The organism is Candidatus Binatia bacterium (assembly GCA_036493895.1).
GTDB lineage: Bacteria > Desulfobacterota > Binatia > UBA1149 > CAITLU01 > DATNBU01.
Map to the genome: position 1 here is coordinate 44,118 of DASXOZ010000033.1, position 11,918 is coordinate 56,035.

At 64.0% G+C, this 11,918-nt stretch carries 14 protein-coding genes and 1 tRNA gene; 13 read left to right on the forward strand and 2 right to left on the reverse strand.

The annotated features are described in order from the left end of the window. Window positions 1–119 precede the first annotated feature (119 nt). The 8 genes from VGK20_08890 to VGK20_08925 all read left to right on the forward strand — a co-directional run bounded on the left by VGK20_08890 (window position 120) and on the right by VGK20_08925 (window position 6,912). Window positions 120–196: transfer RNA gene (locus VGK20_08890), tRNA-Met, on the forward strand. A gap of 194 nt (window positions 197–390) precedes the next feature. Next, on the forward strand, window positions 391–1,587 hold the full coding sequence (locus VGK20_08895) for an integrase arm-type DNA-binding domain-containing protein (GenBank protein HEY2774153.1): 1,197 nt from the start codon (window positions 391–393) through the stop codon (window positions 1,585–1,587). Then, window positions 1,584–2,246, forward strand: coding sequence for a hypothetical protein (locus VGK20_08900; protein HEY2774154.1), 663 nt, complete (start codon window positions 1,584–1,586; stop codon window positions 2,244–2,246). The genes VGK20_08895 and VGK20_08900 overlap by 4 nt, the downstream gene beginning before the upstream one ends. 76 nt (window positions 2,247–2,322) lie before the next feature. Further along, on the forward strand, window positions 2,323–2,622 hold the full coding sequence (locus VGK20_08905) for an AlpA family phage regulatory protein (GenBank protein HEY2774155.1): 300 nt from the start codon (window positions 2,323–2,325) through the stop codon (window positions 2,620–2,622). 127 nt (window positions 2,623–2,749) lie between these two features. After that, complete coding sequence (locus tag VGK20_08910) at window positions 2,750–3,238, forward strand: CHC2 zinc finger domain-containing protein (GenBank protein ID HEY2774156.1); 489 nt, start codon at window positions 2,750–2,752, stop codon at window positions 3,236–3,238. Continuing rightward, window positions 3,235–5,172: a hypothetical protein gene (locus tag VGK20_08915; protein HEY2774157.1), complete on the forward strand. Its 1,938-nt coding sequence runs from the start codon at window positions 3,235–3,237 to the stop codon at window positions 5,170–5,172. Before VGK20_08910 ends, VGK20_08915 begins: the two co-directional genes overlap by 4 nt. Next, entirely contained in the window at window positions 5,169–5,696 is a 528-nt protein-coding gene (locus tag VGK20_08920) for a hypothetical protein (GenBank protein ID HEY2774158.1), read from the forward strand. Before VGK20_08915 ends, VGK20_08920 begins: the two co-directional genes overlap by 4 nt. 265 nt (window positions 5,697–5,961) lie before the next feature. Continuing rightward, window positions 5,962–6,912 carry a DUF1566 domain-containing protein gene (locus tag VGK20_08925; GenBank protein HEY2774159.1) on the forward strand — a complete coding sequence of 317 codons (951 nt, stop codon included), beginning with the start codon at window positions 5,962–5,964 and terminating at the stop codon, window positions 6,910–6,912. 256 nt (window positions 6,913–7,168) lie between these two features. On the opposite strand, the gene VGK20_08930 is transcribed toward VGK20_08925, so the two are convergent. After that, window positions 7,169–7,561 carry a hypothetical protein gene (locus VGK20_08930; protein HEY2774160.1) on the reverse strand — a complete coding sequence of 131 codons (393 nt, stop codon included), beginning with the start codon at window positions 7,559–7,561 and terminating at the stop codon, window positions 7,169–7,171. 183 nt (window positions 7,562–7,744) lie between these two features. Here VGK20_08930 and VGK20_08935 point away from each other — a divergent pair, with 183 nt between their 5' ends. Continuing rightward, on the forward strand, window positions 7,745–8,512 hold the full coding sequence (locus VGK20_08935; GenBank protein ID HEY2774161.1) for a hypothetical protein: 768 nt from the start codon (window positions 7,745–7,747) through the stop codon (window positions 8,510–8,512). A 544-nt stretch (window positions 8,513–9,056) separates the two neighbouring features. Here the strand turns inward: VGK20_08935 and VGK20_08940 are convergent. Beyond that, a complete protein-coding gene (locus tag VGK20_08940; protein ID HEY2774162.1) occupies window positions 9,057–9,656 on the reverse strand; it encodes a sulfotransferase in 600 nt (199 codons plus the stop codon). Between the two features lie 154 nt (window positions 9,657–9,810). Here VGK20_08940 and VGK20_08945 point away from each other — a divergent pair, with 154 nt between their 5' ends. From VGK20_08945 to VGK20_08960, 4 genes are all read left to right on the forward strand, one after another. Beyond that, complete coding sequence (locus VGK20_08945) at window positions 9,811–10,242, forward strand: hypothetical protein (GenBank protein ID HEY2774163.1); 432 nt, start codon at window positions 9,811–9,813, stop codon at window positions 10,240–10,242. Window position 10,243: 1 nt separating this feature from the next. Beyond that, window positions 10,244–10,501, forward strand: coding sequence for a DUF5985 family protein (locus VGK20_08950; protein ID HEY2774164.1), 258 nt, complete (start codon window positions 10,244–10,246; stop codon window positions 10,499–10,501). 1 nt (window position 10,502) lies between these two features. Then, window positions 10,503–10,775, forward strand: a complete 273-nt coding sequence (locus VGK20_08955; GenBank protein HEY2774165.1) for a DUF5985 family protein — start codon at window positions 10,503–10,505, stop codon at window positions 10,773–10,775. A 442-nt stretch (window positions 10,776–11,217) separates the two neighbouring features. Further along, the gene (locus VGK20_08960) at window positions 11,218–11,868 is read left to right on the forward strand and encodes a glutathione S-transferase family protein (protein ID HEY2774166.1); all 651 of its coding nucleotides are present in this window, start codon (window positions 11,218–11,220) and stop codon (window positions 11,866–11,868) included. Window positions 11,869–11,918 lie beyond the last annotated feature (50 nt).

An 11,918-nucleotide genomic window follows, 5' to 3' on the forward strand; every position in this document is an offset into this window, starting at 1 on the left:
AGCGGTCAATTGTGCGGGCAGCGTCGATGCTTTCCGTATCCGGCATCGAGCCGCGGCCGCGCGGGTTTGACATCCGGGCGGGGGGCGGCAAAAAAGCCCGGTTCCACACTCCTGCGAATGGCGATGTAGCTCAGGTGGTTAGAGCGAGGGCCTCATAATCCCTAGGTCGGTGGTTCGAGTCCACCCATCGCCACCACATAGCACTCCATCCAAGTCCAACCCGATCCGCGCTTAGCATTAAGCCACCAGAAAGACTGCGCAATCTGTGCGGCCTAGGCCAATCTTGTCCATTGACAGCCGCCGTGCTCTGGGGGCACGATTGGGGGCATACCGAAATTTCCTGGGGCACCGCTTCCGAAAATGCCCCCGGAATCCCTGGAGGGTGCCCCCATGCCACTGACGGACCGCTCGGTTCGCAGCCTCAAACCCACTCAGAAGACATACCGTCGAGCCGATGGCCTCGGCCTCTACCTCGAAGTCTCGACGACCGGGGGGCGACACTGGCGCTGGAAGTACCGGCACAAGGGCCTCGAGAAGCGGCTGGGCCTGGGCAGCTACCCCGAAGTCTCGATCCGCGAAGCCAGGACGCGCCGCGACGAGCTACGCGAGGAACTGCGGTCAGGGTCCGACCCTGCGGAGAAAAGGCGAGCCGCTAAGCAGGCCGCTTCCCAAGCGGTCGAGAAGGCTTCGGCTACCTTCGAGACCTTGGCGCGCGAATGGCATGGGACGCGGTCGAAGACCTGGGCGACGTCCCACAGTTCGCGTGTGTTGAGCCGCCTTGAACGATTCGTTTTCCCGTACATCGGGGCGCGCCCCGTTGCCGACGTCGAGACCACGGAAGTGCTCGATTGCCTGCGCCGTATCGAAGCGCGCGACACGATCGAGACGGCCCACCGGGTACTGGCGAGCTGCCGGGGCGTGTTTCAGTACGCAATTGGAATCGGTCGTGCGGTCCGCGATCCGAGTCCCGATCCCCGCCATACCCTGACCAAGAAGAAAGCTGCCCGGCACTTCGCCGCAGTAACGGAGCCGAAGGCGGTTGGCCAACTCCTGCGAACGCTTGAGCGGCATCGCGGAACACTGACGGTCTCGTGCGCGCTGCGACTGGCTCCGCTCGTCTTCGTCAGACCTGGGGAGCTGCGTGCTTCTGAATGGGTCGGGATGGACCTTGACGCAGTCGAATGGCGGTTCACGCTCTCGAAGACAAAAGGCGAGCACATTGTGCCGCTGTCACGGCAGGCGGTGGCGATTCTGCGCGAGTTGCAGCCGGTGACCGGCGGCCGTCGGTACGTCTTCCCGTCTGAGCGGACGCACAAGCGGCCGATGAGCGAAAACGCGCTCCTGTACGCGATGCGCGACCTTGGGGTCCCTGCAACCGAAATGACACCCCACGGTTTCCGGGCAATGGCACGAACGATGCTCGACGAGCAACTCGGCTTTCGGCTGGACCTGATCGAGCACCAGCTCGGGCACGCCGTTCGCGATCCGCTCGGGCGCGCCTACAATCGGACGACGTTTCTCGCCGAACGCCGCGACATGATGCAGCGGTGGGCCGACTACCTGGACACGATCAAGGAGGCGAAGTGACGCGCCGCGATCAAAAGCGCGAACAGGATTCCGCCGTCACCATCGATTTCTCAACACAGAGCGAACGCTTGATTGCACAGGCCGGCCTACCTCCGCACCTTCTGCCGAACGCGCGAAAGGCGGTCGCGGCGTCCAACGAGAGTATCGCCGTCGCGACCAACCTCGCGTGTGCGTATGCCTCGGCAGCTAGGGTGGCAGTCCTGCGGGAAGCCTTCGCTGCGGCGACAAAGTGGGCGCAGGGGAGCGGAGGCCTCCCCGCAAAAGAACGCGCCAAGTACGAGTCTGTACGTGGCAAGCTTGCCACACTTGCCGCGGGCGACGGCGAAGCGGCAAAGTACGCGGCCAACGCCCTGGGAGAGATCAACAAGGCGCTTCTCCTCGATGTGATCAGCGGGCTGAATCCCGTCCCCGATGCACGTCGAGGTGAGTACGCCGCCCGTGACGTGGCAAGGAGCTGGTGTCGGTGCACTGGTCATGAGGCCAAAGCTACCTGGGACCAGTCCTCGAAGGCGGTCAAGAGCGGCCAGCTTCACCAGACTCCGCTGGTCCGGTTCGTTCAGAGCGTCCTTCGGACGTACTTCCCCGAGCTGACTGCGGGCGAGGTGAAGCGCGGAATCGAAGCCGCAGCTGCCGACCCTAACAAACGCGTCGGAAAATAGATCAAAGTACTAGGGCACGAACGGCGCCATCGCGCGCACATTCTCCTCGTCCGAAAACGCACGAGGAGAAATCGCGATGCACAAGCTCCCTGAAACGGGCTTCTTCCGTCTTCGTCAGATTCTTGGCGACCGGAGGGCGAGTCCCAAAGTCGAACCCCTCATCCCGGTCTGCAAGAGTTCGTGGTGGGCGGGCGTGCGGTCGGGGCGCTACCCAGCTCCGGTGAAGCTCGGCCCGCGCACTACCGCGTGGCGTGTGGAAGACATCCGGGCGCTGATTGCGAGCCTTGCCGAGGCCGCGGGTTGCGCTCCGACGAAAACGGGCGACCAACCTACACCCGCAACTTCTCACAAAAACGACAACGCCGCCCTGGACTGAGGGGCGGCGCGTCGTTCCGTTCGGGATAATCCGACCGGTGTGCTGGTAAGCAGCCGCGAGACTACCACGAACGACGTCCGCGCGTCACCGCTTTTGCCAGGGTCGCTCCTTCGATTTGGAGTTGACCATGAAACATACAACGTTCGATCTCGCGCCGCTCAAGGCCAGGTCCATTGAACTGGCCGCGAGCCATTGCGGGATCGTCTTCGGACGCGACCGCAAGGCCTTGTGCCCGGCCCACGATGACAAGACCCCGTCGCTAAGCTACTGGCCGAAGGGGGAACTGTTCAAGTGCTGGTCTTGCGGCTGGTCTGGCGACATCGTCGCGCTCTACCGGCTCGTAACAGGGGCCACGTTCATTGTTGCCGCCAAGGCTCTCGGCGCGGCGCCATCCGGAGTGCTGCGACAACGCTCCCAGAAGCCCGCTGACGCGCGTCGCGAGGCTGGTGCGGTCGAGGGCAGCCTCTTCAGGCAGATCGCGTGCCTGCGAGACGTACTCGATCAGATCGCCGACGACGAAGAGCGGGACGTGACCACGCGCCTTGACGCGCTCATCTCCGCCCGGCAGTGCGACGAAACCCTCGACTCGATGCTCGCCATGGGAGCCGCCCAGTGAACGCGGAGCAGGCACGCGAGGAGGCCGAGAAGGCTTTCAGGGAGGTTGCACCGAAGCCGCCAACGCTGGGCGAGGTGCGGTCCATGGCTGATCGGTGCGGCAAGACCGGGAGCGACGATGCCAAGAAGGCAGTCATGGTCGCATGGCGACAGCTCGACGACGATGACCGCGCGATCTCGTGCAAGAGTATTGCGACTGCCATCGACGTGCGCGTTGGGGGCCTGCGGCAGTGCGAAGCTCCGGCGGGTGACAGCGATGATGGTGGTGACGATCTTACGCAGGCGGACCGGCTGGTCGCCTACGCAGAAGACTTTGCGCTGTTTATCGATGCGCGCGGCGAAGCCGCGTTCGCCGACGTCGAGATCAATGGGCACCGGGAGACACACAAGGTCGATTCCAAGAGTTTCCGCGATGTCTTGCGGTCGCGGTACTATGCCGACAACGGCAAGGCAGCGCGCGGCGAAGTCATTGCCCAGGCTGTCGCCACCATCGAGGCCCGCGCGCTGTTCGCCAGCCCCGTGGTACGTCACGAGGTCCATCTTCGGAGTGCGAACGTCGGGTCGGCAATCTATATCGACAGTGGGAGGGAGGACTGGAGCGCGATCAAGGTGACAGCCGATGGGTTCGGCTACGACTTCAACCCCGACGTCCGGTTCCGACGGACCAAGGAATCGCTGCCTATGCCAGAGTTCATGGACGGGGGCAGCGTCGGCGACCTGCTGCCGCTCATTAACGTGAAGTCCCCGGCTGATTTTATTCTGACTGTGGCGTTTCTGCTTCAGGTTCTTCGGGGAAAACCGAAGTACGTCCACCCGGTGCTGCGCGGCGAGCAGGGCTCCGGGAAGAGCGCCTATACCGTCATGGTCAGGTCGCTGGTCGATCCGGCAAACTCCGACCTGCGGTCACCGCCGCGCAACGAGGATGACCTGTTCTGCGCGGCGCAGGCTATGCTGGTTCTCGCCTTCGACAACTTGACGAGCGTCCCGCAGTGGTTGTCGGATGCATTCTGCCGCATGGGGGACGGCGGCAGTCTCGGCAAGCGGACCCACTACGAGAATGACCTGGAGACCGTGCTGCGTGGCGGTCGGCCCATGATCTTCAATGGCATTTCCGAGGCCATTACGGCGGGCGACCTGGCCGACCGCGCAATGTTCATCAATCTTGAACCCATCCCGGAGGCGGCGCGCATCGACGACGACACCCTCGTCGAGATGCAAGACCGGGCGAGGCCGAGAATCTTTGGCGCACTGTTGCGCGCTTGTATGTGCGGCCTGCGGAACCTGCCGACGACGACGGTGAAGAACATGCCGAGAATGGCAACCTTTGCGCGATGGGTTGCAGCGTGCGAGCCCGCTCTGGTCGGGACCGTCATCGGCAAAGCACCCGACGGGACCGAGATTCGGTGGGAGGAGGGTAATTTTCTCGCGGCGTACCGCGGCAACCGGGCGGGTGCTGCCGAATCCGTTTTGGACGCCGATGTCGTGGCGTCTGAACTTCGGGCTTGGCTTCCGACTACCGCCGGATGGACAGGCGAGCCGAAGGAGTGGTCCGGCACTTCGACCGTGCTGTTCCAGGATTTGGGCCGCTACGCTGATCGCCCGGGCGGCCCGGCCAAGACGAAGGGATGGCCGACCAGCGCCACCGGCATGTCCGACCGCATTCGCCGGGCAGCACCGGCCCTTCGGCGCGTCGGTATCGACTTTTCGGAGAAGCGGAGAGCGACGACTCGTATCCTGACGCTTGCCAGCATCGCGCGACCCGAAACGGCCAGCGTTCGTCCCAGCGTGTCATCGGCGTCATCGACGTCACGAACCGAGTCGGCCGAGGGTCAGGATGACCTTCATGACGGCGATGACGCGTCGATTCGAGGTTCGGACGCGATGATACCGAACGAAGGTCGGCCCGAACTGCCTGACAACGGCATCACGCTGTGATCGCCGCCGCTCTGGTGACGGCCTGTGAGGCCGCCGGGATCGTACTATCGGTCACGACTGATGGAGGGCTCCACCTCCAGCCGACTCCCGATGCGGGGACGGTTGATCGGCTACGCGAGCACAAGGCGGAGATCCTTGCGCTCCTGCGCACGAAGACGCGCGAAGCTGGGGCGGGCATGTGCCGCCTCGATCCTGACTTCCCGGAGGTCGTGCCCGACCCAGAGGCCGAAGCAGCAGCCCTTGCCGATGGCTGGACGCGACGGCGCGACGGCCGCTGGGAATTTCCTGCCGGATGGTCGTCGCTCTACCCGCGCACGCCCGAGGGCGACGACATCGATTGGCCTGGCATCGACGCCCTGCGGGCCGCCAACGAGGTCCCCTTGCCCGACGACCGCCAGCCGGGCCCGGGCCTGCGTCCGCTGACCGAAGAGGAAAAGCGGCAGATCCGCACCGCGGGCGCGCCGCTCCCGCCGGGCGTCAGCTACGGCCGAACGCCGACCGGGCAGTGGAGGCGGCTGACGTGAACACGTTCGCGCTTCCTCCGCGCACTAAAAGCCTACGCGGTCGTGATTCCGCTCTTTCGGACCGCATCACTGCCACCGGCCGCCCTCGCCGGTCAGGCTTCCCGGCCGGTCATTGCAGAAAGTAATCGGGATCACCGACCTGTAGCGAATTGACCCCCTGCCACTGATACCGCTTTGCGTGACCCCCGTCCGCGGGAGTAAAGGCCCGGACCAAGTAGGGCCGACGGCCGAGGCCGCCACACACGCCTGTTCCGGGAGGATTCACATGCGAAGCGTAGCGTCCGGCCTCATCGCCATCGGCATCCTTTTCTATTCAACCGCGGCGCTTGCGGGAGATGCGGCCCTTACTTGCGAGGCGAGCAAGCTCAAGCTGACGGCCAAGTACGGTTCGTGCCGACTGAACGCGGAATCCCAGGCGCTCAAGACGGGCGATCCGGTGAACTACTCGAAGTGCGACCTTTCGAAATTCACTGATGCGGAGACAAAGGCGGCCGGAGCGTGCCCGACGAACGGTGACGAGTCACCGATCCAAACCTACATGGACGACTGTGCCGGGCGCGTTGCAACCTCGCTCGGTGGTGGCGGCGGCATCCCCGACACTTGTCCGATCGACCTCGCGTCCTGCAACAGCGGCCTCGCGGTCTGCCACTCCGACTGCGTGGCGAGCGTAAGGCCGCCACTGCGCACCGGCGAGACGACGTCTTACGGCACGGGGTCGGACGGTGATTTGCAGAAGGGCGCTGCGCGCTCGTTCACGGATAACGGAGACGGCACCATCACGGACAACACCACCGGCCTCATGTGGGAGAAGAAAGACAATTCAGGCGGTCTCCACGACCTGAACAACACCTACACTTGGTCAACCGGAACGAACAACATGGACGGCACGATTACGACGGTGTTTCTCGCGAACATGAACAGCGCGGGCGGTTTCGCCGGTCATACCGACTGGAGAATTCCGAACCGTTTCGAACTGGAGACGCTTATGGACTTGGGTGCCAGCATTCCGAGAACCTACCCGGCTTTCAACGCTGGCTGCACGGCCGGCTGCACCGTTGCGACGTGTAGCTGCACGCAGTCGGGCGGCTACTGGTCGTCCTCGACGTACCAGGACCTCCCGTCGTCCGCGTGGTTCGTGTACTTCGTCGTTGGGTACACGGACGCGGCCGGCAAGACGGACCTCGAATACGTCCGTGCTGTTCGCGCCGGCTCTTAGCTCGATGATTCGATCATTTGTAATTTGACCATTGGGGGTCCGGGGGCGCAGCCCCCGGACACTTCACAGGGCCGTGGTGCATATCGACACCGAGCGGTGACATCCGCACTCGCCTCGACGCTTCGCCGGCATTCCACGAAGCGTTTCCGGTAAACCGCAGGAAGCGCCGCCCAGACGCTAGGCGATACTTCCGCACCGACGACAGGGGGAGACGCGCCGCGTCGCGCTAGCGCGGCAAGCACAGCAGGGCGGCGCTCTACCGCCGCAGCAACTCGCGAATCTGCGCATCCAGCTCCGCGCTCGACGCCAGCCGGTCCTCCGCCGCATCCAGCCCGTCCAGAATTCGCCGCAGCGCCGCGGGCTTTGCCAAACCGCGGTACTCGCCAAGCGCCGTCGCAATGCACTTTTCCATGAGATCGGCGCGCAGCGCCTGCGCGTCACTGGCGAGCATCGAGCGGATTTCCTCGTAACGCTCAGCGAACCAAGGGTCTGACTGCCACCGCAAGACGGTCCCGAGCGGTATACCCGAGGCTTCGACCGCTCGGACGCGCGAGCCGCTGCACTCCACCAAGGCGCGCAGGAAGGCCTGCTGGCGCTTGCGCAGCGCCGTGCGGCGGTCGAGCTGGCCGATATGGCGAGCTTTAGTCATCGGCAGCATTGTAGCGGCCACTGAGGCACTGGCAATGTCGCCGAGCGCGTCGAAATGGGCGGCTGCTGAGTCGGCTGTCACATAGCCGATGGTTTTGGACCGGCTACGAGTGATAGGTAAGGCGGCGTTCGTCGCAACGCGTATCACGCGCTCGGGAAGAACAGGCGGAGGCGGAGGGAACCAATGGGAACGATGACCCCGGGGACTACCCGGCGTAGAAAGGGCCGAGCTTTGGCTCTTGCGGCTATTTTTGCCTTAGCGGCAGGCGCGGGCACAGCCGCGGCTCAGTGCGATTTCAATGTCGCGAACGCCAAGGGGATCAAAGGATCGATGGTGCGGGATTATGCGCCGTGCGCCGGAACCGAGCATCCGACTGCGCATGCGAATACGCACACAAGTGCCGGCACCAGCGCATGCACACCGGTAACGCCCGCCGTGCGCCGGCACCCTGACGGCGTTGGCGTCCCGACGGATTATACGTTTGGGGACAAAGGCCGATGCACGCTGTCCATGTCCTGGAAACTTGTGGAGGACTGCTCGACGCTGACCGACTCCTCGGGCGCGCCGCTCGGCCTGTCGGCCAACCCCTGCCAGGTCACTTTCGTCAAGAGCAAGTGTACGGGCATCTATCAAGCTGACGGCGTAACTCCGATCAAGGGCGAAGACGGCGGCTGGTACCTTCACGCCGTCGTCCGCATGACTCTCGACGATGCAGCCGGCGGCGATATGACGGTCATGGATTACCCCGTGGACTTCTCCTACTCGACTCCCAAGGACGGGATGATCGCGATCAATAGCAGCACTGCCGAGGCGCTGATTCCTCGGGTGGGAGCGGGAAACGCAGGACTGCCTCCTTGCACGTCGATGGAAGTGGTTGGCATTTCGATCAGGGCTCCTAGCGGAATATACGGGAAGCCGTTCGCCAGGCTGGGCGGCGCGACGCGGCCGTAGTGCCGGGGTGCACGTTCGGGCTATGCCAGCCCTATCCGCGTGCTACTTGACCTGCCATTGCCTCCCCAGAACGCATTGGCTGGTACACCGCGCATTGACCGCAGCCGGAGTCGGACGCCGCTAGCGACCGCGCGAGCCGGGGGGCCGAGCGGCCCCTCCCCCGGCCTTGCGCGGTGCAGCGTTGGCGCGTTCGAATCGTGCTGGCTCCAGGCTTCGACGCGGTTCGCTCGGCATCACGCCTTGCGTCGTGGATCGGCGCGCACATGCGATGCTGCCCCGCAGCGAAATCGCAGAACGCGTGGCGGCATGCTTTGATATCGGTACTTCGAGCGATGCGCGTTCGCGCGGCAAGGTCGCGGGCAGGGCAGGGGCACTGAAATATTTGGGGGCATATCTGGGGGCATCGACACGCGTTCGATGCACGTAATCCTATACGGCGAGCCTACTTAGCGCGCTATGTCGGTGGCACCCATCGCCACCACCATCACACGGTCTATCCCGGTCACATAGGTCAATACGAAGCCGACGAACTCCGCACCCGGCATCAGCCCTTCCAGCGCCCGACGAACTCCTCCTTCGTGTTGACGCGGGGAAATGGGTCCTTCGGCACCGCCACTCCGAGTGCACGGCACAGCGGCTCCCAGCCGTCCTTGGTCGTCCACTCCAGGAGCCGCGACGGGTCGGCCGTCGCGCGCACCTCGGCGTTGTGGCGCTCGTACGCGGCGATGCAGGCATCGCGATCGTCGAGCTTCGTTGTGAAGGTGTGCGCAAACATCGCGTCGATCATCTCCCGCCACGGGCCCTCGGCCTCGCGGCTTCGCGGAAAAATCGTCGTGCTCGCGCTTTCCCACCATGACTGCGGATCGCGAACCGACAGCAGGATGATCGAGCTCGGAAAAGCATCCGATATCGGCTTCCACAGCGCCGCCGCCGGCCAGTCGACTGCCGCGTCATAGCCGGCGAGGAATTTCGTCCAGTCCGGTGTGCGTCCGGAAAAGGCTTCCTTCCAGACAGGCGCGTGCTCGGGATGCGCCATGACTTCGGCCATGTGGTAGCACGGCGCGCCGAGAAGCTGCTCGAGCGCGAGCTTGAGCGACAGCGTTCCAGTGCGGCCGAGTCCTGCTCCGACGATTCGTAGTGACATGTTTCCGTCCTCCGGGACGCGGCACCGGAAGCTGCGTCAGAGTTCCATCACGGTCCGGGCCTGGAGGCTGCGCCCTCGCGGTGCCGGAGGCATCCTTGCACTGCCCGTTCCCGGTCGCCGCTTCGTCGCGGCAGCTTGGGTAAGTTTCCCTCCATTGGAGAGGATTGCAATTGAAATTCCCGGTCGGCCGGACAAGAAATTCAATGTGCCCGCTGAGGAGCTGCCCGCAGACGTCAGACTTCTGATCGCCGAATCCATTGATTCGGTCCCAGAGCTCGAAGCGATACTCCTCCTTCGCAAGGACGCTCACCGGCAGTGGACCGCAACCGAGGCGGGTCAGAGACTATACGTCAGCGAGACGGTGGCCGAGTATCTCCTCGGCATCCTGGCCGATCGTGGGTTCTTTGCCCGTGAAGGCCAGGCGTACCGATATGCGCCGAAGACGTCCGAGCTGGATTCGGTCGTAGGTAAACTGGCGGATAGCTATTCGCGCGCGCTGATCGCAGTTACCACGGCGATTCACTCCAAGCCCAGCCGAAGCGTCCGTCAGTTCGCGGATGCGTTCCGGCTGCGAAAGGAGAATTGAGATGGCCACACTGGCCTATACCGCGTGCGCCGCAACGGCGCTGGCCTGCGCCGGTCTTCTGCTTCGCGCCTACGCCCGTACCGGAACTCGCCTTCTGCTGTGGAGTGGTTTGTGCTTCGTGGTCTTGACCGTCAACAATATACTGCTGACGGTCGATCTCCTGGTTTTCCCGTCAGTCGACCTCTTCCTCCTTCGCAACCTGACCGCGCTCGCCGGGCTGTCCCTGCTGCTATACGGCCTGATCTGGGAGTCGAGGTGACATGACGAGTGCGCTTAACGAAACGCTGATCGGCGCCATCGCGATGGCATCGCTCGTCATCGGCGTGTTCTTTCTGCGTTTCTGGCGGGACGGCGGAGATCGGTTCTTCCTTCTGTTCGCATTGTCTTTCTTCGTCGAGGGGGTCAACCGAGTGGCACAGGCACTCTCGGCCTCGCCGAACGAGGGAACCCTGTCACGCTATGGAATTCGCCTCGTCGCGTTTGGACTCATCCTGGCGGCGATCCTCGACAAGAATCGCTCCAAAAACCGATGACAGGAGCGTCCGTTCACCCGCCGCATCGGCTACGCTCTTTTGAAAGGCGAAATCAGGGCCGCGCTCGGCTCGAAACTTCGCCAGATATAGGGGCCGGCGTGCATCCCACGACCGAAGAAAGGCAAGTTCTACTCACCTTTCGATGAGGATCACGAAGTCGTCGGCGACCTCTTCACAGTCGGCTGGGACACGTACTTCTGGAATCCGCACTCCGCCAAATTCGAGAGCCAGCGCAATGGAAAGCGAGGACGGCCGGCAATACGACTCTCGGCAGTAGCCCCGCGGCGCACCACTCGCTCGGCGATCCGGATTTTGACGCTCGACTGCGCTCAGGGCGAAGCCGCATCGCCATCGCAGCCCTCGCCACCACCAACCCCGCGATCCCCAGACCCGTGTCGCACGGCCCCTTGTGAAGTCGCCGCCCCACGACTAGGAAAACGCCATGCACATCTACGGATCCTTCGGCCCCAACCCCCGCGCCTTGCGAATCTTCCTCTCAGAGAAACGACTCGACATCGCGACGACGGAAGTGGACCTCGTCGGCGGCGAGAACCGCCGCCCGCCCTACACCGACCGAAATCCCGGCGGACAGCTTCCGTCGCTGCAACTCGACGACGGCTCGGTGCTCGCCGAGACCGTCGCGATCTTTGAATACCTCGAAGAGCTTCATCGGACGCCGGCGCTCATCGGGACCAACGCGAAGGAGCGTGCCGAGACGCGCATGTGGCAGCGCCGCATCGAGCTGCGCATCACCGAGAACATCTACAACGGATTTCGCTTCTCCGAAGGTCTCGGTCTGTTCAGCGGTCGCATGCGCTGCCTGCCCGAAGCTGCCGCCGGACTGAAGGCCACAGCGCAGGACAGCCTGCGATGGCTCGACGCCCTGCTCGGCTCGAAGCATTTCGTCGTCGATGACCGCTTTACGATCGTGGACATCATCCTGTTCTGCGCGCTCGACTTCGGCATCAGCGTCGGTCAGCCGCTGCCGGCCGATTGCCCGAACCTCGTGCGATGGTTCGAAACGCTGGCGAAGCGACCCAGTATCGTCGCCAGTCTCCACCCGGCCTCGCAGGCGACGGGCATGCGCGGATAGGCTCCGATACTGGAGCCTGGCGATGCGATCTACCGGTAGGCGATTGGAGG